Source organism: Dyadobacter sp. CY327, assembly GCF_021390415.1.
In the GTDB taxonomy this organism is placed as follows: Bacteria; Bacteroidota; Bacteroidia; order Cytophagales; family Spirosomataceae; genus Dyadobacter; species Dyadobacter chenhuakuii.
In genome coordinates, this window is record NZ_JAJUXJ010000001.1 from 2,073,184 (window position 1) to 2,095,829 (window position 22,646).

Annotated in this window: 22 protein-coding genes; 17 read left to right on the forward strand and 5 right to left on the reverse strand. The window is 46.3% G+C overall.

The window, feature by feature from the left end; translation table 11 throughout:
* Positions 1-64: 64 nt before the first annotated feature.
* From LZG74_RS08680 to LZG74_RS08700, 5 genes are all read left to right on the forward strand, one after another.
* Positions 65-1,189 carry a redoxin domain-containing protein gene (locus LZG74_RS08680; RefSeq protein ID WP_233796152.1) on the forward strand — a complete coding sequence of 375 codons (1,125 nt, stop codon included), beginning with the start codon at positions 65-67 and terminating at the stop codon, positions 1,187-1,189.
* A gap of 27 nt (positions 1,190-1,216) precedes the next feature.
* A complete protein-coding gene (locus LZG74_RS08685) occupies positions 1,217-2,215 on the forward strand; it encodes a sugar phosphate isomerase/epimerase (protein WP_233796153.1) in 999 nt (332 codons plus the stop codon).
* Positions 2,216-2,352: 137 nt separating this feature from the next.
* Entirely contained in the window at positions 2,353-2,718 is a 366-nt protein-coding gene (locus LZG74_RS08690; protein WP_233796154.1) for a BlaI/MecI/CopY family transcriptional regulator, read from the forward strand.
* 245 nt (positions 2,719-2,963) lie between these two features.
* A complete protein-coding gene (locus LZG74_RS08695) occupies positions 2,964-4,103 on the forward strand; it encodes a glycoside hydrolase family 5 protein (protein WP_233796155.1) in 1,140 nt (379 codons plus the stop codon).
* A 77-nt stretch (positions 4,104-4,180) separates the two neighbouring features.
* A complete protein-coding gene (locus LZG74_RS08700; protein WP_233796156.1) occupies positions 4,181-5,095 on the forward strand; it encodes a sugar phosphate isomerase/epimerase in 915 nt (304 codons plus the stop codon).
* On the opposite strand, the gene LZG74_RS08705 is transcribed toward LZG74_RS08700, so the two are convergent.
* The gene (locus tag LZG74_RS08705) at positions 5,092-5,613 is read right to left on the reverse strand and encodes a hypothetical protein (RefSeq protein WP_233796157.1); all 522 of its coding nucleotides are present in this window, start codon (positions 5,611-5,613) and stop codon (positions 5,092-5,094) included. The genes LZG74_RS08700 and LZG74_RS08705 overlap by 4 nt on opposite strands.
* 121 nt (positions 5,614-5,734) lie before the next feature.
* On the opposite strand from LZG74_RS08705, the gene LZG74_RS08710 reads away from it, so the two are divergent.
* Positions 5,735-6,025, forward strand: a complete 291-nt coding sequence (locus tag LZG74_RS08710) for a GNAT family N-acetyltransferase (RefSeq protein WP_233796158.1) — start codon at positions 5,735-5,737, stop codon at positions 6,023-6,025.
* Positions 6,026-6,043: 18 nt separating this feature from the next.
* Here LZG74_RS08710 and LZG74_RS08715 read toward each other — a convergent pair whose 3' ends face one another.
* The gene (locus tag LZG74_RS08715) at positions 6,044-8,101 is read right to left on the reverse strand and encodes a PAS domain-containing protein (RefSeq protein ID WP_233796159.1); all 2,058 of its coding nucleotides are present in this window, start codon (positions 8,099-8,101) and stop codon (positions 6,044-6,046) included.
* A 202-nt stretch (positions 8,102-8,303) separates the two neighbouring features.
* Here LZG74_RS08715 and LZG74_RS08720 point away from each other — a divergent pair, with 202 nt between their 5' ends.
* Positions 8,304-8,939 (forward strand): DUF1080 domain-containing protein, encoded by a 636-nt coding sequence (locus LZG74_RS08720; RefSeq protein WP_310589295.1) that lies wholly within the window; start codon positions 8,304-8,306, stop codon positions 8,937-8,939.
* A gap of 30 nt (positions 8,940-8,969) precedes the next feature.
* Here LZG74_RS08720 and LZG74_RS08725 read toward each other — a convergent pair whose 3' ends face one another.
* Positions 8,970-9,452 carry a DinB family protein gene (locus tag LZG74_RS08725; protein ID WP_233796160.1) on the reverse strand — a complete coding sequence of 161 codons (483 nt, stop codon included), beginning with the start codon at positions 9,450-9,452 and terminating at the stop codon, positions 8,970-8,972.
* A gap of 92 nt (positions 9,453-9,544) precedes the next feature.
* Here LZG74_RS08725 and LZG74_RS08730 point away from each other — a divergent pair, with 92 nt between their 5' ends.
* Genes LZG74_RS08730 through LZG74_RS08745 form a run of 4 tightly spaced genes read left to right on the forward strand, consistent with a single transcriptional unit; the run spans position 9,545 to position 14,066 of the window.
* Entirely contained in the window at positions 9,545-10,924 is a 1,380-nt protein-coding gene (locus LZG74_RS08730) for a Gfo/Idh/MocA family protein (RefSeq protein WP_233796161.1), read from the forward strand.
* 10 nt (positions 10,925-10,934) lie between these two features.
* Positions 10,935-12,359, forward strand: coding sequence for an SDR family oxidoreductase (locus LZG74_RS08735; RefSeq protein WP_233796162.1), 1,425 nt, complete (start codon positions 10,935-10,937; stop codon positions 12,357-12,359).
* A gap of 54 nt (positions 12,360-12,413) precedes the next feature.
* Positions 12,414-13,280 (forward strand): esterase family protein, encoded by an 867-nt coding sequence (locus LZG74_RS08740; protein WP_233796163.1) that lies wholly within the window; start codon positions 12,414-12,416, stop codon positions 13,278-13,280.
* A gap of 3 nt (positions 13,281-13,283) precedes the next feature.
* Positions 13,284-14,066, forward strand: a complete 783-nt coding sequence (locus LZG74_RS08745) for an SDR family NAD(P)-dependent oxidoreductase (RefSeq protein ID WP_233796352.1) — start codon at positions 13,284-13,286, stop codon at positions 14,064-14,066.
* A 129-nt stretch (positions 14,067-14,195) separates the two neighbouring features.
* On the opposite strand, the gene LZG74_RS08750 is transcribed toward LZG74_RS08745, so the two are convergent.
* Positions 14,196-14,471 carry a hypothetical protein gene (locus LZG74_RS08750; protein ID WP_233796164.1) on the reverse strand — a complete coding sequence of 92 codons (276 nt, stop codon included), beginning with the start codon at positions 14,469-14,471 and terminating at the stop codon, positions 14,196-14,198.
* Positions 14,472-14,535: 64 nt separating this feature from the next.
* Positions 14,536-14,721 carry a hypothetical protein gene (locus LZG74_RS08755; protein ID WP_026630238.1) on the reverse strand — a complete coding sequence of 62 codons (186 nt, stop codon included), beginning with the start codon at positions 14,719-14,721 and terminating at the stop codon, positions 14,536-14,538.
* A 678-nt stretch (positions 14,722-15,399) separates the two neighbouring features.
* Here LZG74_RS08755 and LZG74_RS08760 point away from each other — a divergent pair.
* The 6 genes from LZG74_RS08760 to LZG74_RS08785 all read left to right on the forward strand — a co-directional run bounded on the left by LZG74_RS08760 (position 15,400) and on the right by LZG74_RS08785 (position 22,588).
* Positions 15,400-18,654: a TonB-dependent receptor gene (locus LZG74_RS08760; RefSeq protein ID WP_233796165.1), complete on the forward strand. Its 3,255-nt coding sequence runs from the start codon at positions 15,400-15,402 to the stop codon at positions 18,652-18,654.
* Positions 18,655-18,663: 9 nt separating this feature from the next.
* Complete coding sequence (locus LZG74_RS08765) at positions 18,664-20,544, forward strand: RagB/SusD family nutrient uptake outer membrane protein (RefSeq protein ID WP_233796166.1); 1,881 nt, start codon at positions 18,664-18,666, stop codon at positions 20,542-20,544.
* Positions 20,545-20,670: 126 nt separating this feature from the next.
* Entirely contained in the window at positions 20,671-21,009 is a 339-nt protein-coding gene (locus LZG74_RS08770; protein ID WP_233796167.1) for a hypothetical protein, read from the forward strand.
* A 181-nt stretch (positions 21,010-21,190) separates the two neighbouring features.
* Positions 21,191-21,532, forward strand: a complete 342-nt coding sequence (locus tag LZG74_RS08775) for a hypothetical protein (protein WP_026630234.1) — start codon at positions 21,191-21,193, stop codon at positions 21,530-21,532.
* Positions 21,533-21,698: 166 nt separating this feature from the next.
* Positions 21,699-22,061 (forward strand): hypothetical protein, encoded by a 363-nt coding sequence (locus tag LZG74_RS08780; RefSeq protein ID WP_233796168.1) that lies wholly within the window; start codon positions 21,699-21,701, stop codon positions 22,059-22,061.
* Positions 22,062-22,147: 86 nt separating this feature from the next.
* Complete coding sequence (locus LZG74_RS08785; RefSeq protein ID WP_233796169.1) at positions 22,148-22,588, forward strand: hypothetical protein; 441 nt, start codon at positions 22,148-22,150, stop codon at positions 22,586-22,588.
* The last annotated feature ends 58 nt before the right edge of the window (positions 22,589-22,646 follow it).

Sequence of the window (22,646 nt, forward strand, 5' to 3'; positions counted from 1 at the left end):
GTAATTTATTGTAATAGATCTACTTTTGATTTAAATTAAAACTCAAACCAAACAGGAGATCGTTATGCGGATTTATTACAGGATTTTACTTGCGCTTATTGTTCTCGTTTCCAGCATTCAGTTTACCAAAGCAGAGCAACCCGAGACCTTAAAAATCGGCGCGGCGGCTCCGGATTTCAACCTGATGAGCGTGGATGGTAAGAAATATTCCCTCAAAAGCTTCGCCGCTTCACCGGTTCTGGCCATTGTTTTTACCTGTAATCATTGCCCCACCGCACAGGCTTACGAGGATCGTATCAAAAAATTAACGGCTGATTATAAAGCAAAAGGCCTCGCATTGATCGCTATTTCATCCAACGACCCCAAAGCGATCCGCCTGGACGAGCTGGGTTACACGGATTTGAGCGACACATATGACGAAATGAAGGTGCGTGCCAAGGATATGGCCTACAACTTTCCTTACCTGTATGATGGTGACGATCAGAAAACCGCACTGGCATATGGTCCGGTGGCGACTCCACATATTTTCATTTTTGACAAGGCCAGAAAACTGCAATATCACGGTCGCATCGACGACGTTGAAAAGCCGACGGGAACGCCTAAAAACCTGGACGCAAAAAATGCCATTGAAGCATTGCTGGCCAACAAACCAGTTCCTGTGCCGGCTACCAAGACCTTCGGGTGCTCGATGAAATGGATCTCGAAAGAAGATGGCGTCCAAAAAGAAAAAGCTGGCTGGGCAAAAGAACCGGTTACGCTCGAAGCCATTGATGAGGTGGGATTAAAAGAGCTGATCAGTAACAAATCGGATAAGCTGCGGCTGATTAATGTATGGGCTACGTGGTGCGGCCCTTGCGTCACTGAATTTCCCGATTTTATGAGCATGCACCATATGTATCGTGGTCGGGACTTCGAATTTGTATCCATCAGCGCCGATAATCCGGATAAAAAGGAAAAGGCCTTGAAGTTCCTGCAAGGGAAATTTGCTTCCAATAAGAATTATATTTTTAATATGGAAGATAAGTATAAAATGATTGAAGCTATTGATCCTAAATGGCAGGGCGCATTGCCCTACACAATCCTGGTGGAGCCGGGAGGGAAGATAGTTTACGCACAGCAGGGCCCTATTGACCCACATAAAATGAAAAAAATAGTCGTCGAAAATAAATACGTAGGCAGATATTACTAACAACCTGATCATTAACCTTTACTAATTATGGCAGAACACGAAATTTCAAGACGTCAGTTTTTAAGCGCATCCGCGCTTGTGACTGCTGGCGTAAGCCTTTTGCCAGGCACAGGCTTTGGCTTTCCGGCTTATATCAAAAACCTGGGCAAGCCCAATTCCCTTTTCAATGGTGTACAGGTGGGAGCGATCACGTACTCGTGGCGCAGTATGCCGGGCACCGCCGAAGACATTCTCAAATATTGTGTTGAAGCCAATGTAAGCGCTATTGAGCTCATGGGGCCAACAGGCGAGCTGTTCGCAGGCGCACCCGAAGGACCCAAAATGCCGCCCTGGACAGGAGGCAAGCGTCCCGAGCTGACCGACGATCAGAAAGCGGCGCAGGCCGAGCACCTGGTTAAAATGGCGGAGTGGCGTGCAAAGGTCCCTATGGATAAATTTGTTCAGCTCCGGAAGATGTATAATGATGCCGGTGTGAGCATTTATGCATTTAAACCTTCGGCACTGGGCGAAAAAAATACGGATCAGGAAGTGGATTATGCATTCCGCGCTGCCAAAGCACTGGGTGCAAACCAGGCTACGATTGAACAGCCCAACGATCCCGCACAAACAAAAAGATTGGGAGACATTGCTGCAAAAAACAAAGTATACGTAGGTTATCACGGTCATACCCAGCAAACGCCAACCTGGTGGGACACTGCATTGAACCAATCGAAATACAATGCTATGAACTTTGATATGGGACATTATGTAGCCGCAGGTTTTGACCCGATTCCATTAATCGAAACCAAACATGACCACATTGTAAGCATGCACGTGAAAGACCGGAAAAACAAAGAAAACGGCGGTGCCAATGTAGTCTGGGGGCAAGGAGATACACCCATTACAGCCGCATTGGAACTCATGCGCACCAGGAAATATAAGTTTCCCGCAACGATCGAGCTGGAATATGAGATCCCGGCTGGTTCCGACGCAGTGAAAGAAACTGCCAAGTGCGTGGAGTATGCCAGAAAAGCGTTGGGCGCCTAAAAAAAAGTGACCAATTTTCTTACCGTCACGGGATTCGTTCCGTGACGGTTTTTTCATTTTTAAAGTAAAAATTTGCCTAAATATTTTTTCGTACGAAATATTTCCTACCTTTGAATTGTTGACTAGAAAATAGAATCATGGAGCCTACAAAATCGGAATTGGAAATATTACAGGTGCTATGGGAGCACGGCCCTTCAACAGTGAGGTTTGTGAATGACAAACTGAACGAAGAAAAGCGGGCTGTGCAGTATTCTTCCACTTTGAAGCTCATGCAGATCATGACCGAAAAGGGCATTGTGATCCGGGATGAAAGCAGTATGAAGCACGTATATAGTCCCGCGGAAGCAGAGGATAAAACAAAAAATGCATTGCTGGAAAAGTTTGTGGATTCGATGTACAAAGGCTCGGCCTCGAACCTGGTTATGCAGCTTTTTGGCAATAAAAACACCTCGCAGGAGGAGCTGGATGAGATTAAAGATTTCTTGAAAAAGCTGGATAAGTAAACACTTAAATATCCATCCAGATTTTTTGTGAGAATGTGTTTTTCTTCAATCCCGCATTGCTATTGTTATCACGATTGATCCGCGAGGAAAGAGAACATTGCTGCGACGATCTGGCGATATCTGTGATGGAAAACAAGACTGGGATACACTATAAAAATTAAGATTGTGCGTTAATCGCTGAGCAAGTAAGTAAAACGTTACCGCGCCTGCATTTTACTAAAAGTATCAAACGAACATGTTGGAACATGCATCGCAGGACTTTTATTAAAAATACGGCTGTCAGCGTAGCAGCAGGTGCGGCCGTTTCGAGTGGCTTCTCATTCAAAACGCAGAACGCGAAAAACAAACTGCCCAAATGGAAAGGCTTTAATCTGCTCGATTTTTTTTCACCAGATCCCGCTTCCAGCCGGAAGCCGACAACCGAGGAACAATTTAAATGGATGAGCGATTGGGGTTTTGATTTTGTCAGGATTCCGATGGCTTATCCTGCATATGTAAAGTTCGACCGCAGCCGGAACATTACACCCGAAGAAGTTTATCAGATTGATGAGCAAGCGGTTGAGCGCATCGATAAGCTTGTTACAACGGCACATAAATACAACATTCACGTCAGTCTGAACCTGCATAGAGCGCCGGGTTACTGTGTTAACGCAGGTTTTCATGAGCCTTATAATTTGTGGACGGATCAGAAAGCGTTGGATGCCTTTTGCTTTCACTGGAATATGTGGGCGAAGCGTTACAAGAATGTGTCCAACAAAAAAATAAGCTTCGATCTCCTGAATGAGCCTAGCATGCGCGAGGATATGAACGATCAGCATTCCAAAAGATCGTCTGTGCCGGGAGCCGTTTATCGCAAATTGGCCATAGCAGCTTCGGAAGCGATCCGCAGGGAGAATGCCATGCACCTGATCATTGCCGATGGCAACGATGTGGGCAGTTCGGTTATTCCGGAAATCGCCGATCTGGACATTGCACAAAGCTGCCGGGGTTATCATCCGGGCATTATCTCACATTACAAAGCGCCCTGGGCGAACAAAGATCCGGATAATCTTCCCGAACCGAAATGGCCGGGACAGGTAGGCGACAAATATCTGAGCCGAGCCATGCTCGAAAGCTTTTACAAACCCTGGATCGATATGGTAGGGAAGGGAGTAGGTGTACATTGCGGCGAATGTGGCTGCTGGAACAAAACCCCGCACGCCGTTTTCCTTGCCTGGTTCGGCGATGTGCTCGACATTCTAACGTCCAACGGAATCGGTTTCTCCTTATGGGAATTTATGGGCGATTTCGGCGTACTGGATTCCCGCCGTGACGATGTAGCCTACGAAGACTGGCATGGCCACAAGCTCGACAGGAAATTGCTGACCTTAATGATGAAATACTAAATTGCATCCTGAGTCGGTAAAAAAGCGCCTGTTGCAGCTTTTCGTGTAAATCATTCGTTAATTTCACTCAATTCTTCATGAACCGCAGAACCGCTCTATCTTCTATCCTTGCCGTTTCCGGTGCAGGGATTTTGCCTGCCGAAGCCGCTAAAAGCAAAGAACAGCCTTTTATTTATTCATTGAATATGAGTACGTTGCGCGGGCATAAGCTTGGTTTCAGGAAGGAACTGGAAGTGGCTGCAAAAGCCGGGTTCGGGTCTGTCGAAATTTGGATCAATACATTGCAGGATTACCTGAAAACAGGTGGGACATTACAGGATGCCAAAAAGATTATCAATGATCTTGGCATTAAAGTGGAAGATGCCATCGGCTTCGCAACCTGGATCGTGGACGACGAATCGGCGCGTTCAAAGGCGATTGAACAGCTTAAAGTGGAGATGGACCAGCTTGCACAAATCGGCTGCCCGCGCATTGCGGCACCGCCTATGGGTGCAACTACCGGCGATTCGCTGGACCTGGCAAAAGTGGCAGAACGTTACCGGACTATTCTTGAATTAGGGGATAAAACTGGCGTCGTGCCGCACCTTGAACTCTGGGGTTTTTCCAAAAATCTCAGCCGGGTAGGAGAGATCCTGTATGTGGCAGTGGAGTCGGGGCACCCTTCGGCGCGCTTGCTGATGGACGTTTACCATTTGCATAAAGGTGGCTCGGGAATGGATGCTGTGAAGGATGTTGGCAAACCTTTGGTTGAGATATTCCATATTAATGATTATCCCGCAACGCCTCCGCGGGAAACGATCACAGACGCAGACCGCGTATATGCAGGTGATGGTGTCGCACCGCTGAAAAATCTGTTAAAATCCCTGAAAAATCCCGAACGGCCGGTTATCCTTTCTTTCGAGGTTTTTAACAAAGATTACTATGCGCAGGATGCATTGCTTGTGGCAAAAACGGGCCTGGCCAAGATGAAAAAGGTGACCGAAGGTGTTTAACTAAACTTATTCATCCACGCCAGAATGCTAAGCACCAGTCCTGCAATGGTTGCAATTGCAGAGATAATGATTGCGAATATGGCAAGAAATCCCTTGGAGCCCGTTATAGCACCAATTAATAACTTGTCGCCTTTTTTAAAGTTGATTGATTTTGTTGAACTCAGTGTAAGCATTCCAGGATTTTCAACGGAAAACGTTGCTATTTGGACAATGCGATTTCCAGATAGATCTTTGTAGCTGCCTAAGGGATATACCGATCTTCGAATGTCAATTTTTTTCTTATCTGACTCTCGCGTCAACTCGAAAGCGAGATCTGTTGGGATAATTCCGGCTAGCGATTGCCTTTTATATGAGATTTTGTAAGTTCCCGCTATGTCAATTTGAATTTTTTTGGTAAAATTCTCAGCCGGAAATTCAATCTTGTGAACTCCGCAAACCTGCATAATCCGACCAATGCTTTTAATTAAAAAGTAAATGCCTGTTAGCAGCAGGACGGGGAAGAGGATTTTAAATAACATAGCGGTGTTTGTGGCCAACATATTTGGTTTTTACTTGAATATGGGTCAATTTGTCGGCGAACGGCGGGAACAATTATTTACCGGTCGTTATCCTGGATTTATTGGTTTATCAGACAAAAATATGATTGAAGTAAAATTAAGGCTGGATGAACGCAAGAGAGGCGCGTTTTATATCGAGGAAGAGGGCAAGCAGATAGGGGAAATGGTCGTTGGCGTCAGCGACACGGCTTTGACGGTTTACCACACCGAAGTTGACGAGAACATGTCCGGGAAAGGATATGCGAAGTTAATGCTGGATGAAATGGTAGGTTATGCGCGCAAACAGAATCTGCAAGTGGTTCCGCTGTGTGAATATGTGCATGTCCAGTTCAAAAAACATCCCGACGAGTTCCAGGACGTCTGGCGGAAATAAGCCGGGATGTTTTGTGTTTTAATTTGGAACAGGCAGGTAAACAATGAAAGTGGATCCCACTTCCGGCTCGCTTTTGGCCGTAATGTAACCGTGATGGTTCTGAACAACTTTTTTACATAGCGCAAGCCCGATTCCCGAGCCGGAAAATTCACCGCGTCCGTGCAAGCGCTGGAACATTTGGAAAATACGGTCCAGATATTTTTCGTCAAAGCCGATCCCGTTATCGCGGACTTCAAAACGGGTGTAATGATACTCTGAAAACAAGCGTGGCAACTCTGCGAGTTCGGCCGCGTCCACATCTCTGGCCAAAATTTCGATCACCGACGGCACATCCTGCTTCCTGTATTTGATCGCATTGCTTAGCAAATTTTGCACAAGCTGGGTCAGCTGCGAGGCATTACCCCAAACGGTTGGTAATGACCCTATCTTAATCTCGGATTTCTGTTCTTCAATAGAGAATTCAAGATCCGCTATCACGGATGAAACGATTTTATCCAGGTCAACAGGCTCAAAAGCGCTGTCACGTGTGGTCAGCCTCGAATATGCCAGCAAATCATCGATCATACTCGACATTCTTTTGGAAGCATCCTGGATCCGGTTAAGCATAAAAATGCCGTTCTCATCGAATGAATTGCCGTAAACAGTCTGCAAACGTGAGCTGAACGACAGGATTTTACGCAACGGCTCCTGCATGTCATGACTTGCCGCATAGGCGAATTGCTGCAAGTTGCTATTCGAGTTCAAAAGCTCCTGATTGGCTTGGTGCAATTCCTCGGTTCGCTTTTGTACTCTTTGTTCCAACTCATTAACCAGCTGACGATAACGCTCTTCGCTTTGCTCCAAAGCCTGTCGCGATTTCACCTGCTCGGTCACGTCTACTGCCATATCAAGAATTGCATAGATTTCACCTTTCGAATTCCGGAGCGGCTTGTAGGTAAAGTCGAAGTAGAAAGTTTCGAGGACACCGTTCATGACGAGGTCCGCCCGGCTTCCCGAAGCTGCATATGGCACCCCTGTTTCAAAAACTTCACTCAGGATTTTAAAGAACGGCTGGCTTTGCAGTTCTGGAAGCGCTTCGTGTAATGGCTTGCCGATCACAGTGTTACCTTTTCCCCAGATTTTTAACATCGCCTCGTTCGGAAGCTCAATGATCATTTCCCTGCCTACAAATAGGGAAGTAGCCACAGGCGCCTGCTCAATCAATGTGCGCAAATGTTCTTCGCTGGTCCTGATGATATTTTCGGCCTCGATACGGTCCGTAATGTCCATAACCACGCCCGAAAGCGACACGGCTTTTCCGGTGCTGTCAAAAAGATATTGTCCGATTACCCGCACCCAATGTACAGACTTGTCGTGCCATACAAAACGCGCTTCATACCGCAGCTGACCGGTTGCAGAGGCAACCTTATACGCGTTGAGGCGCTTATCGGCATCTTCCGGGTGTACATGCCGGATAAACACCTCACGCGAAGCTGTATTGTTGTCCCTGCCCGTAATGATGCGTGACATGGTAGGGGAATAAATGATCTCATCGGTTGCAAGCGTCACCAAAAATGAACCCGCACCGGAGCCTTCGATCGTCATGGCAGCCTGCTGATCGGCCCAGGCCACTCTTTCCCGGTTGGATATTTCATCGGTAACATTGCGGGACACACCTGAAAACCGGTAAGGCGTCCCTTCGGGTGTAAAATAAGCTTTACCTGTGCAATGCAGCCAGCGCAATCGATTGTCCGCGGCGCCAACCGTTCTGTAACGCACATTATAGGTGAGCCGCTTATTCGGGTCGAGCGCGTCACTGATGGCACTGGTTACTTTTTCCCGATCCTCGAAATGAATGTGCAGGATCAGACTCTCAAAATTTAATATCTCTTCGGGGGGATTTCCGTACAGTTCTCTGCATCTTTCATCAAAGTAAACTTCCCCGGTATCCGGGTTCATATTCCAGACGCCCAGCTGCGCGGCCCCCAGCGCAAATTGCAAATTGGCTTCACTTTCCAGTCTTGCCACTTCGGACTGCAATTCTTCCGACAAATCCCCCATTAATTTATTGTTATTTAAGTTCGGTTTGGTGTTCATTTTCCCCGATGCCTGAATACATTTTATCCGTAAAAATAATCATATTAATGACAAAGCATTAGCCAAACAGGCATTTGCGCATTCGTGTCACGAATAATAAACAGCTACGTTCCTAACTCATTTCCGGATTGCAGCCGGACCCTATATAGTAAAGTCCATAGCGGGCAGACTTTTATCCGAGATCCAACATTATATCTGCGTTATGTTAAAAACATCATTATGCCTGTTTCTATCAGTTATGCTGGTAACATTTATCGCAATGGTGCCCCAGAAGAAGAAAGTTTCGCTGTTTGACGGCAAAACATTCAGCGGCTGGGAGGGTGATACGGTGAAGACCTGGAAGATAGAGAACGGCACAATCGCTGGTGGTTCGCTGGAAGAAACGGTGCCGCACAATGAATTTTTAGTTACCAAAAAGACCTATTCAAACTTTATACTAAACCTGAAATTCAAGCTTACGGGGAATGATGGCTTCATTAATACCGGCGTTCAGTTTCATAGTGTGCGATCGAAAGATCCATCCTATGAAATGATTGGTTATCAGGCAGATCTGGGAGAAAAGTTTTGGGCAAGCCTTTATGATGAATCCCGCAGGAACAAAACCCTCATCGCGCCCGATTCGGTGGAAGTGCTCAAACTGGTTAAGCTGAACGACTGGAATGATTATCAGGTGCGGAGTGAACACGGCCGTATCAGGATTATGCTCAATGGTAAGCAAACTGTGGATTATACCGAGCCGGACAAATCCATTCCTCAGCAGGGGCTCATCGGGTTACAGATCCACGGTGGCGGAAAAGCAAAGGTTTATTATAAAGATATTTTTATAGAAGAATTATGAAGCCACGCCGCTGGGGACGTGGCTTTGGTCTTATTTCCAGCTTTTCAGTAATCGTCTTGCAACCACTATTTCGGCGGTGTGATAGGCATTGTGATCGGCTATAAGCATGGCTTCGCGTAGGAGGCTTTGCCCGGTTCCCCAGGGCAGCGGCGTAAAAAGATCGTGTTTCTCGTCTTCCAAAAGCGCTTGAAAACGCTGCTGATCTGCTTCAATTTGCTTCAACGAATGATTCCATTCCTCATCGCTGATTTGTTCGGTTGGCTCCACCCAGTAATCGTCCGGCCAGGCGAGCGAAGGACTGTCAGCAGAAGCGGAAAAATCGACAATGTCCTGCTGCGCAATCCTGATGTGTTCAACCAATTGCCAAATGCTGTATGGCAGATTTTCCGGGATAACGGTGCGTAATTCCGGCGGTAAACCATCAACCGAATCCTTAAAGCTGACGTGTGCGTTTCCTTTTTCAATGAGGCCGATAAGCTCATCTACAAGTTTTTTTCGTTGCGAGTTGTCCATAAATTGTAAATAGAAGATCGTTGTGGTTCGACAAACATTTATTCCTTATTTTAGTGGAATCATCACAATGTAACATTTTAGTCATATTTAATATGAATCCTACCCGACGGAAATTTCTCAGGAACGTAACGGCGGCCTCCGCTTTGTTAGCTACTGAAAGCATTGCCAAGCCTTTCAACATTATCAAAGACCTCAAAAAGATCAGCCCCAATGATAAGATCCGTTTTGCGACGATCGGGATGGGAATCCAGGGCCACCAGGATACGAAAGCTGCATTGAGAGGCGCGCCCGATGCAGAGTTTGTTGCTGCGGCAGACCTGTACGACGGCAGGCTGGCCCGGGTAAAAGAGGTTTTCGGAAAAGATATTTTTACAACACGTGACCATCGTCAGATCCTGGAAAGAAAAGACATTGATGCAGTCCTGATCGTAACGCCGGACCATTGGCATGACCACATTACCAAAGCGTCATTGCAGGCCGGCAAGCATGTTTATTGTGAAAAACCAATGGTGCACCACATTAACGAAGGCCTTTCTGTAATCGACGCCTGGAAGAAATCGGGCAAGACCATGCAGATCGGCAGCCAGCGCATTAGTTCTGCTTCTTTTAAGGAAGCTAAAAGGCTTTTTCAGGCAGGCGAAATCGGGGAGATTAATTATGTAGAGTCTAATAATGACCGTTTTAACTCCATAGGGGCCTGGAATTATTCGATTCCGACGGATGCGTCGCAGACCACATTGGATTGGGACCAATTCCTGGGCGATGCGCCCAAAGTTCCGTTTGAGGCCAAGCGCTTTTTCAGATGGAGAAATTACCGGGATTACGGGACAGGCGTAGGCGGGGATTTGTTTGTGCATTTGATCACTGGCGTGCATTTTGTTACTAATTCCCTAGGGCCCGAACGCATTATGTCGTCAGGCGAGCTGAGTTACTGGAAAGATGGCCGTGACGTGCCGGATGTGCTGGTTTCCATTTTGGATTACCCAAAAACAGACATTCACGCTAACTTCCAGATGGTGCTGCGCGTGAACTTTGCTAATGCTGGTGCGATCGCGAACAACACGCGTATCATCGGAACCGAAGGGCAGATAGAATTTACAGAGAATAATTTGGTACTGACCAAGAAAAAGCTCCCAAAAGCGCCTGGTTTCGGGGGATACGACAGTTATAACACTTTCTCGGAAAGCGAACAGCAGGCTTTCAAAAAACAATACGATGCCCAATATCCGGAAGACACCCGCAAGGCCGAGCCGGTAAAAGAAGTAAAGTTCACAGCCCCGAAAGAGGACGATGCGCATGCCAACCATTTCGCCGATTTTTTTGACAACATTAAAAAAGGAAGCGTAGGGACAATTGAAGACCCGATTTTCGGTTTCCGCGCCGCAGCGCCTGTTCTAGCTTGTAATGAAAGTTATTTTTCCAAAAAAATCATCAACTGGGACCCCGTTGCGATGAAGGTCAAAAAGAAATAAATCAAACTGAATGAAAATCCTACTGACGGGTGCCACCGGATACATTGCACAGCGATTACTGCCGGTGCTTCTGGAAGCAGGGCATGAAGTATTTTGTTGCGTCAGGGATAAGCAGCGTTTCAATGCGCAGCAGTTCCCTGACGCAACTGTTTTGGAAGTGGACTTTTTGCGTGTAGAAACGCTTGCTAACATCCCGGATGACATCGACGCCGCCTATTATCTGATCCACTCCATGTCCACGGGCGGCGGGGAGGATTTTGAGAAACTGGAAGAAACCACTGCAACGCATTTCAAGCAAAGAGTTGAAGAAACGCAAGCCCGGCAGGTCATTTATCTGAGCGGCATTATCAATGAAGAAGATCTTTCCAAACATTTGCTCTCCCGCAAAAACGTCGAAGAGATCCTGAAATCCGAACATTATGCATTGACAACATTGCGTGCGGGCATCATTGTCGGTTCGGGCAGCGCTTCTTTTGAAATTATCAGAGATCTTGTCGAAAAACTGCCGGTCATGATCGCGCCCCGCTGGCTGCATACGCAATGTCAGCCCATAGCCATCCGTAATGTCGTCGATTTCCTGACCGGCACATTGCTTTTGGAAGAAACCTATGGGAAAAGTTTCGACATAGGCGGGCCAGACATTTTGACTTACAAACAGATGCTGCTGAAATTTGCAGAAGTCCGTGGGTTGAAACGACGCATTCTGGTGGTGCCTGTTATGACACCCAAATTATCGTCCTACTGGCTCTATTTTGTCACTTCCACCTCTTATTCCCTCGCTAAAAACCTTGTGCACAGCATGAAGGTCAAAGTCGTCTGCCGACCGAATGATCTTGCGGAAAAGCTACACATTGAGCTTATTGGCTATGAAAAAGCGATCAGTCTGGCATTTGATAAAATAGAGCAGAATCAGGTTTTATCCAGCTGGACGGGCGCACAAAGCAGTGCGGCGCTGTCCAAAGGCATTTCCAGTTACATGCAAGTGCCTACCAACGGTTGTTTTATTGATAAAAGAGAACTTAAAATCGATGATCCCGAGTATGTGTTGAAAAGGATCTGGTCTATCGGCGGCAAAACCGGCTGGTATTATGGAACCTGGCTTTGGGAGATACGCGGGTTTCTGGATAAGGTTACGGGCGGGGTAGGACTGCGGCGGGGGAGAAGGCATCCTGAGCAAATCTATCCCGGCGATCCGCTCGATTTCTGGCGGGTGCTGCTTGCTAACAAAGAAGAAAAGCGTCTTTTGCTATACGCGGAAATGAAGCTTCCCGGCGAAGCCTGGCTGGAATTTTGCCTCGATGAAAACAACGTTTTGAAGCAAACGGCCACATTTCGCCCCCTTGGCTTGGCGGGAAGGTTATACTGGTACTCGGTGCTTCCTTTTCATGCATTCATTTTTAAAGGAATGATTACTAACATTGCGGGTAAAGTGTGATGCGCGGTTACTTTTTAGTCCGAAGGATTTTTTAAACCAAATCAACCCGGATCTATGCGCAAGATTTACGCTACTTTTCTGCTGGCTATGCTGGCGGTTCCCACATTTGCCCAAACGGGCAAGGTAATGGATAATTTATCAGTTCCCAGTAAGCTCCTTAAATCCGAAAGAAAATACGCCATTTACCTGCCGCCCGATTACGCGACGTCAGAAAGAAGCTATCCTGTGCTTTACCTGCTGCACGGTGCCGGCGACGACCACACCGGCTGGGTCCAGTTTGGCGAAGTCCTAAGCATTACCGACAAAGCCATCCGCGAAGGTTCCGCAACGCCCATGATCATCGTTATGCCGGACGCAGACACGGGAAGAAGGGGTTATTTCAATGATGTAAAAGGCGACTGGAACTATGAAGATTTCTTTTTTCAGGAACTGATGCCGCATGTGGAGAAAAAGTTCAGGATCAAGGCCAACAAGAAATTCAGGGCTATATCCGGACTTTCGATGGGAGGAGGAGGCACTTTCATGTATGCGTTGCACCATCCCGAACTCTTTTCGTCGGCCTGCCCATTGAGCGCAGCAGCCGGCCCGATCACGGTGGAGGACGCGAAAAAGAATTTACAGCGCAACAATGCTAATCCCGACATTCAGGATTCCACAGTGACCAATTATTACAACCGCCACAGCGCCCTGGCATTGATCAACAACATCAAAGACGATCAGAAAAAAGCCGTTCGCTGGTACATTGATTGCGGCGACGACGATTTCCTGTACGAAGGCAACAGCCTGGTTCACATTGCAATGAAGAAAAAGGAAATCCCGCACGAATTCAGGATCCGCGATGGTGCGCATAACTGGACATATTGGAGGGAGTCATTGCCCAAAGTGCTCGAATTCGTATCACAGTCGTTTCATCAGTACTGAATGATGTCGGTTTCAAATTTACCAGGAATCAAGCTTTTTGATCTGGCAGGAAAAGTAGCCGTTATCACCGGTGGCTCGAAAGGGCTTGGCCTGGCTATGGCCGCCGGGCTGGCTTCTGCCGGAGCCGATATTGTGCTGGTGAACCGCAATGCAGCCGACGCCGAAACGAGCGCAGAAGAATTGCGCTCGTTCGGAACGCAGATAACCTCATTCCCGGCAGACATTACCAGCCTGGAACAGACAGAAGCTATGGTAAAATTCGTGATAGCAGCTTTTGGTAAGATTGATATCCTGATCAACAGTGCGGGTATCAATATACGCGGGCCGATCGACGAGCTTTCGCCGGCAGATTTTAACCGGGTTATGGATGTAAATGTAAACGGCACGTGGCTCGCATCGCGTGCCGTTACACCCGTTATGAAGCAGCAGAAAAGCGGTAAGATCATCAATCTGGCCAGCCCGCTGGGGCTCGTAGGGCTTGCAAACAGAACGCCATACACCGCCAGCAAAGGAGCAGTCGTGCAAATGACGCGTGCACTGGCGATGGAACTCGCGCCTTTCAACATCAATGTCAACGCGATCTGTCCCGGCCCGTTCCTCACCGAAATGAACATCCCCATCGCCGACAGCGACGAAGCCCGCGACATCATCATCGGCGCCACCGCATTACAGCGCTGGGCCAATCTGCAAGAAATCCAGGGAGCCGCCATCTTCCTGGCCAGCGAAGCATCCAGCTATATGGTTGGGTCGATAATGACGGTTGACGGAGGATGGACAGCGCATTGAAAGGAATGACAGAATGAGTGAATGACAGAATGAGTGAATGAGTGAATGAGTGAATGAGTGAATGACCGGTGGCCGGGCTTGTGTTGTGTTGCAAGGCGTTGATTGGGCCAGGGTGATCTTTGCGAGTTTTTAGTGGTTGGGTTTAAATCGTCCTATTAGGTCTTTGTAGGAGATTAGTCCTGTTACGAAGGCTCCTATTACCAGATAAATGCGGTCAACATTACTGTCGATGAGCGTGTTGGAGTTGAGAGCTAACATAACAATGCGGACGGCGGCATTGATACCGCCAACATCCAGCATGACCAGAATTGCCTCTTTCTCTTTAACATTGTGCAGTCCGTCGCGCTTGCTGCTGACAGCAACATAAATGATGGCACCGCTGAGCGCCATGATAATTGGGACCACTAATGCGGTTAAATACTTGTCCATTTATAATGTGTGTATAAGACTATATGACGTCGTTGTTTCTTTAACTAACAGCGTCGTTTTTTCGGGAGTTTTCTTTTTTGTCATAATAAAATCCCGCGGTTGCTCCCAGGATGACGCCGAACAGCGCGCCTATCGGACCTCCCACTACGCCTAAAAGAAGACCGCAAGCAATTCCTCCGTTAAGCGGTGTGTTCAGGGATTGGATATCATTTGGTTGATTTTTCATTGACAGATGCTTTTGTAATGTGTGAATATTAATTTCTGGTTTCCTTTATCTCCGCTGCAAATTTAAATTCTCTTTCTCAAACTCCCTATCAGCGCTGCTTATAACGTGATGTAAATATTTTCTTTTAAAACATAATAAAAACAATTCGCTTGTTGTTATATCAATTACCGGGCGGAATGTTCTTTTGCTCTCTTCTATGCGGCGATGCGCCGACGGATGGCCATGAAAAGTGTTGAAATTGGTTTAGTGAAAGCACCATCGAAAATCGAATTTTATAACAATCTATGAAATAAACAATATTTAAGTGTCCGAAAGACACTGTTTGCGACTATACGTAAAGTAACCTATGGTTATTTTCGAAGAAAACATAGTCAGAAAGCAGGAATGCTTGTTTATGTGAATTATATCATATCTTTTTGTACTGCCGGTTACCAATTCGCCGGCTTCGCAAAGACAGAAATGTAGCAGCGCAAATGCCGCTTTTGCTTCAACCCCCTCAAATCTTATAATAGCGCTACGCGGAAAATGATGTCCCGCGGAGAAAAGAATGTGACTGATTTTTAATCAAAATAATTGTGTAAAAAAGACACAGGAATTACGCCTGAATGCCATTTGTATAAAGTCAAGATTTTTCATTGTTTAACTATTTTTTAACTATCTACTATCTATACTCTGTTTATGGGGATTTCTAAACCTGAAAAAGGCCGGGGCCTAAGCCGGTACTTTTTTTCCCTTTTTCTGACGTTCATCGTCACGGCCGGTACATTTGCTCAGGATGTTACGGTAAAGGGAAAAGTCAATGATGAGCAGTCGCAGGGGCTTCCCGGCGTTAGCGTTGTGGTAAAAGGTACTTCTACCGGTACTGTTACGGATTTGGAAGGAAACTACACGGTGAATGCACCAGGATCCGCAACGTTGGTATTTTCATTTATCGGTTACATTACACAGGAGATTCCGCTGGGCAACAAAACCAGTCTGGATGTAAAATTGCTGACCGATACAAAAGCACTTGAAGAAGTGGTGGTTGTAGGTTACGGAACTGCCAAGAAAGCAACATTAACAGGCTCGGTAACAGCTGTTAAGGGTGGCGAATTGGCAAAGGCACCAGCAACCAACCTTTCCAACACATTAAGCGGTCGTCTGCCGGGTGTGTCTGCTGTACAAGGCAGCGGTGAGCCGGGTTACGATGGTTCTGCCATCCGTATCCGTGGAACTAACTCACTGGGTAACAGCAATGCACTAATCGTTGTGGATGGTGTTCCCAACAGAAGTGGTGGTTTGGACCGTCTGAACCCTGCTGATATTGAGAGCGTATCCGTTTTGAAAGATGCGGCGGCTGCTATCTACGGTTCACGTGCCGGTAACGGGGTTATTTTGATCACTACAAAAAGAGGTAAGACTGGAAAACCACAGTTGTCGTATGATTTGAACATGGGTATCGGGCAGCCTACGCGCACGCCAACGATGTCTAATGCAACGCAATACGCCACAATCCGTAACGAATTGCAGATTTATGATAACCTTGAAGTAGGTGAGTGGGCAGGTGCGTTGCAAGGGTTCAATACCAATGGCGCTTACACAAGAAAAGACAACGGCAATGTATTGAATGCAGTTTTCACGCCGGATGATATCAAGAAATTTTCGGATGGATCTGATCCTTTGATTCACCCGAACACAGACTGGTATGGCAGCGTGATCCGTAACTGGTCGCCGCAGCAACGTCACAACTTGCAGTTAACCGGTGGTAGTGAGAACATCAGATACCTGGCATCCCTCGGACACATTAACCAGGAAGGTAACTATGTAAAATCTGCAACAGGTTACAAACAGTATGATATGCGTATCAATTTGGATACAAAAATCAACAAATATGTAAGTGCAAACCTGGGCCTGACGCTTCGTGAAGAATTCCGTCGTTTCCCTAATGGTGGTGGTGCAGGTGATATTTTCCGTATGTTGATGCGTGGAAAACCTACTGAGATCGCAATCTGGCCGGACGGAAGACCTGGTCCTGATATTGAGAATGGTCAAAACCCTGCGGTTATTACAACCAACACAACAGGTTATAACCACGACAAACGTGACTATATCCAAACAAACGGTTCTCTCGAAATCCTTATTCCGGGTGTTGAAGGTTTGAAAGTGAATGCAATGGCAGCGATTGATAAGCAAATCCGCCGTCAGAAGTCATTCCAGAAACCATGGACGCTTTATTATTGGGATAAGAAAACCTATGAGGCGGATGGAACTTCTCCATTCCTGACGGGAACTGTTCGTTCTACATTCAGCGATCCGCGTTTGACTGAAACTTCTTCTCAGGAATTGTCTATTCAGCTGACAGGTCAGGTTTCTTACGAGAAATCTTTCGGCTCGCATAACTTCAACGTAATGGCTGGTATCCAGCGCGAGAAAGTAGATGCGGATGGTTTCTTTGCTTACCGTCGCTACTTTATCTCGCCCGTTGTAGATCAGCTTTTTGCGGGCGGAACGCCTGAGCAGAACATTGGTAACTCAGGTTCTACAACCGCTAACGGGATAACTTATAACAATACAGATTTGTTTAACAGAGCTCGTCTGAGCTACTTCGGTAGAGCCGGTTATAACTTCAAAGAGAAATATCTTGCTGAATTCCTTTGGCGCGTCGATGGTTCTTACGTATTCCCACAGGATGGCCGTTTTGGTTTCTTCCCTGGAATTTCGGCAGGTTGGAGAATTTCGGAAGAAGATTTCTGGAAGGGCAATATCAACTTCCTGAACAATGTTAAAATCCGTGGTTCATGGGGACAAATGGGAGCTGAGCCGTATTTGGTAGGAACAGAAATCCTTGCTGAATACCAGTATTTGTCAACAATGGGCTTTGGTTCTTATGTGATCAACGATCAGGTTGCTAAAACGCTTCTTGAATCACGTGTGGCTAACAAGGCATTTACATGGGAGGTTGCCAACAACATGAACTTCGGTATCGAGGGAACATTGTTCCGCGATAAAGTTGCTTTCGAATTTGATTATTTCGTGAACAACCGTTCGAATATTTTGATCCCAAAAACGGGTTCTACGCCTTCAAGCGCTGGTATCGATGGAAAACTTCCTCCTCAAAACCTGGGTAAGCTGCAAAACAAAGGATGGGAATTCAAAGTGAGCTATGATGGCAGCTTAGACGACTTTACTTACTCTGTGAGCGTGAATGGTGGTTATGCGAAGAACCAGATCAAATTCTGGGATGAAACGCCGGGTGCACCTGCTTACCAGCAAACAACGGGAATGCCATATAACTCATTCCTGGCGTATCAGTACGACGGTGTGTTCCGCGATCAGAGCGAAGTTGATGCTAACCCATTGGATTACAAAGGTATCACAGGAACGATCCGTCCGGGTGACATGAAGTTTAAGGATATCAACGGAGATGGAAGAATCACAGCTGATGATAAAGTGAGATCTGAAAAAACAAACCGTCCGCAATTCACCGGAGGTGCGTCGATCAACTTAGGTTACAAAGCATTTGACCTTTCAATCCTGTTCCAGGGCGCATTAGGCGGGTTGCAGTACATTGGACAAACAGAGTCTGGTGACATTGGTAACTATCTGCAATATGCATATGATAACCGCTGGACCATCGATAATCCAAGTTCAACAGAACCTAGGCTGGCCAACAGAAATAACACTTATTATACCAATTTCGACAACGCCGGTGCCAACACTTATTTCCTGAGAAGCAACAATTATCTGCGTCTTAAAAACATTGAGCTTGGTTACAATCTGCCTTCTGAAATTGGAAGCAAAATCGGTTTGGGTAACCTGAGACTGTATGTTAACGGACTTAACTTGTTCACATTTGATAAGATCAAGATCTGGGATCCGGAATCTACAAGCTCAAACGGACAATACTATCCGCAATCGCGAGTACTTAATGCAGGTGTACGTGTAACTTTTTAAGAATTAGAAATGAAACTGAATTATAAACATTGGATATTTTTAGCAGCACTTGGCTCATTCGGGCTGGTGTCCTGCGACACGGAATTCTTGGACGTAACGCCTCCAACTGAAATTCCGTCAGAAGAAGTTTGGAAAGAAGGTCCGCTTGCCGAAGGATTTGTAACAGGTATTTACGCAGGTCTTCAGCAAGGCGGTTTTAGTGAGCAGATGCTGGCTTCCCTTACGGATGAAGCAGTATTTACCCACACCGGCCGGAACATTAATACGGTGAACGAAGGAAGTTTAAGTCCTTCCAACCTTGGCTGGGTAGATGATACTTATGGCTGGGGTCCTATGTATACCAGGATCAGGGCTGCAAACCTTGCGATTGCTAATCTGAAAACGGCGACTTTCACAGATGAGACTTTGAAAGCCCGTCTGATGGGAGAGTCTTACTTCCTGCGCGGATATTACTATCAGCAGCTTGTTCGCTACTACGGATCTGCGCCGATCATCACAAAGGTTTATAACCTGAATGAAGATTACTCTGTGCCCCGTAACACCTATGAAGAATGTGTGAACCGCATCGTTACTGACTTGGACAGTGCTGCCATGTTGCTGAAAGGCAAAACGATTGTGAAAGGCCGTGCAAGCGAAGCGGCTGCATTGTCGCTGAAATCCAGAGTATTGGTGTATGCTGCCAGCGATTTGCATGATATGACTACTGCGAAAGCCAAATCTGCTGTGCTTGCTGCTTACCCTAACCCTGAATTTTTGGGTTATGTATCCGGTGACAGAAAGGCGCGCTGGACGGCTGCGCATGCTGCTGCAAAAGCGGCTCTGGCTGCAACGGACGGTGGATATAAACTTAATCTGACTGCTCCGGTAACGCCTGCACAGGGAAGGATCAATTACATCTCCATCGCTATGGGCGGTGCGAGTGCTGATAAATCACTGGACGCATCTGCTGCCAATGAGATCATTTTCGGACGTTATTTCACACCTAGCCTAAGCGAAGGTGCTCGTCAGACCGGCTTGAACAACGGTCCTAACGGTTACCACAACTGGGCTGGAAATACGCCTATCGGCCTGCTGGTTGACGACTACGAACTGATGGACGGAACACGTTTCAGCTGGACGAATCCAACGCACAAAGCAGCTCCTTACAAAAACCGCGATCCCCGTTTCTACGCAACCGTAATGTTTGACGGTGCAGACTGGAAGCCGCGTCCTTCGGATGCAAAAGATCCTGCAAACCAGATCCAGACAGGTGCATATGACCTTCTGGATGACAAAGGCGCATTGATCAACCGCAAAGGATTGGATACACGCAGCAGCTCAATCGAAGACTGGAATGGTAGCCGTACAGGATATTACATGCGTAAATTCATTGATCCAAACCCTGCATTGTATGACAATACGGATCGTCAGAATATCCCCTGGCCGTTCATCCGTACTACGGAAGTTGTGTTCAACTACATTGAGGCAAGCATTGAAGTAGGCCAGGAAGCGGAAGCTTTGCTATGGCTGAACAGGATCCGTTTCCGTTCCGGTATGCCAGCATTAAAAGTGACCGGCGCTGCTTTGAAAGAAGCGTATCGTCATGAAAAACGCATTGAAATGGCTTACGAAGAGCAACGTTACCACGATGCACGCCGCTGGATGATTGCCAAAGAAACATTGGGTCGTCCGTTGGAATACATCAACGTTTTGGGCAAGTTCAAGCCAGGTAAGACGATGAAAGAGCCGTATCACTATGATACAGACGTTTATACTTATACTTATACCCCGGTTGTCGAGAAATCGCATGAAAACCGTACATGGGTTGATAAAATGTATTTCCGTCCTTTCAGCCGTGATGAGATCAACCGTAACGCGAAGCTGGTACAAAATCCAGGTTACGATAAATAATCAGATTCAGTTCGCTTTGAAGCCATGCCCATCCGGGTATGGCTTCTTTGTTTTAGGGCAGGCATAATTTTAGCCATGTAGCATTGACTCCGACTAAGGCGTCAGTATGAGCTATCAATTATGAAAATGGATAAGACGTTTTTTCAAAAAGGACTTTTACTTGGTTCACTGATTTTCGGAGCTGGTGTCGTCGGCTCTGCATTTACCGGCGATGGCATTCACAAAGCGCATTTCGTTAAAGAGGCAACAGTCATCGAGCTTGAAAAACGCGTACAAGTGCGGCCTGAGGACCTTCCTGAAAAAGTTCGCAATGCGTTGAACAATAAATCATACGCAGGCTGGGCAATTTCTGACGCCTATCTGGTGGTTGCTGACGACAGCGGGCAATATTACGAACTGGTGGTCAGGAAGGCGGATGAGCAATCCCGGATGAAAGTGAACAAAGAGGGTCAGATCCTGAATTGAACTTAGCTGGCTATAAATCCCACAAAACGTGGATTTCGTTCGACACAGTCTCACTAAGTTGTATTTTGATAAATTACTGAAAATGAGTTTGTTAAGTGTTTTGGCATAATGATGTTAGCTTTTACGCAACAGTGCGGATGCACAGAAACGTAAAATAAACAAGTTCAAACGAACCCAAATTATGAAAAAGCTAATAGTATCGGCATTGGCCATGACACTTATCTCTTTCGCTTCTGTTCAAGCCACAGCGCAAACAACAGAGTCCGCTCAAACGGAAACCAAGCAAGAGACAACGACAAAAACCACTACAACTTCGAAAGAAGATAAGGTAGCGGTAAAACCAGAAGATCTTCCTGAGGGAATTAAAAAAACCATTAAAGGAGAAGAGTTTTCGGGTTGGACGGTGAAGAAAGCCTTTCTGGTAAAAGAGGGCGCTAAAACACCATATTACGAATTACAAGTAGCTAAGGGCAGTGAAAGTGCCAGGGTGAGATTAGATAAAGATGGTAATAATGTGGGATAAGGAATAATTTTTCCACACGATGAAGTAACAGCCGGGAAAATTTCCCGGCTGTTTTTTTTGTAAACCTTTGGCTTTTTTATATCAACCGTTTGGTAAATGAAACCCAGTCAAATGGGCGTACAGCTGTTTATTTGTTTATATACATCACATTTAAACAGAAACAATAATGGCTAACGTAAAAACAATCATCGATCAATGGTCGGTAAAGGATCTGGAAGACAATTCATCCATTAATGTTACAGTTGAAAGCTGTACGGAATTAGGAAACAGCGGTGTTGCGGGAATTCAGGTGGTGAGTATGGGAACCATTGTTACCTATGAACCCAACATTGTAGAACAATGGGCCTATAAAGCGTCAAAGCAAAATACGGAAGAATATTTCTTGGAAGATAAATCCTGGACTTACCATGAGGATCAGTATATCAAACATCACCTCTTAATAGGAAGTCCGCTGAAAGCACGGATCACAGTCAAAACGCGGAGCTCAAAACCTATTACAAAAGACTACGAACTGCCTTTCGAAGTTTAGGAAATTCTGCAATATTTTCGCATTTCGTTACAACCTTTTTATTGCCGTGTGTTTCTCTAAACTGTATGACAAAAAGCACTATTAGCATGAAAAGAACAATTTTATTTGCACTGATCTGGGTCTCGGTTATGGCTTGTAATGAGAAACAAAATGCAACGCCACAGCCCGAGGCCCAGTCAACCAGCGTGCCTTATCGCAAGCAGACCAAAATCGCAGCGTCGGGCGCCGGAGCGTCAGGAGCCGACTTGAAGGTAGACCTTCGGGAAGTGAATGACAGCCGTTGTCCTAAGGATGTAGTTTGTATTCAGATGGGAAGCGCAAGAATCAAGCTCAATGTTTCCGATGCGACCAATTCCACGGAGGTTAATGTTGATTTCAAAGGAGATGCAAAAGCGGATTCGCAGGCGTTCACATTAAGTGGTCAGAACTACATTCTGATGGTAAGCGAATTGCAGCCTTATCCGTTAAGCACACAAACGCCTAAAATCGAGGATTATAAAGTTAATGTGACCATTGAGAAAAAATAGGAAGTTACATTTTGGTGTGAAAATTTGAGAAAGGAGCCTGGCCACGAGCCGGGCTCCT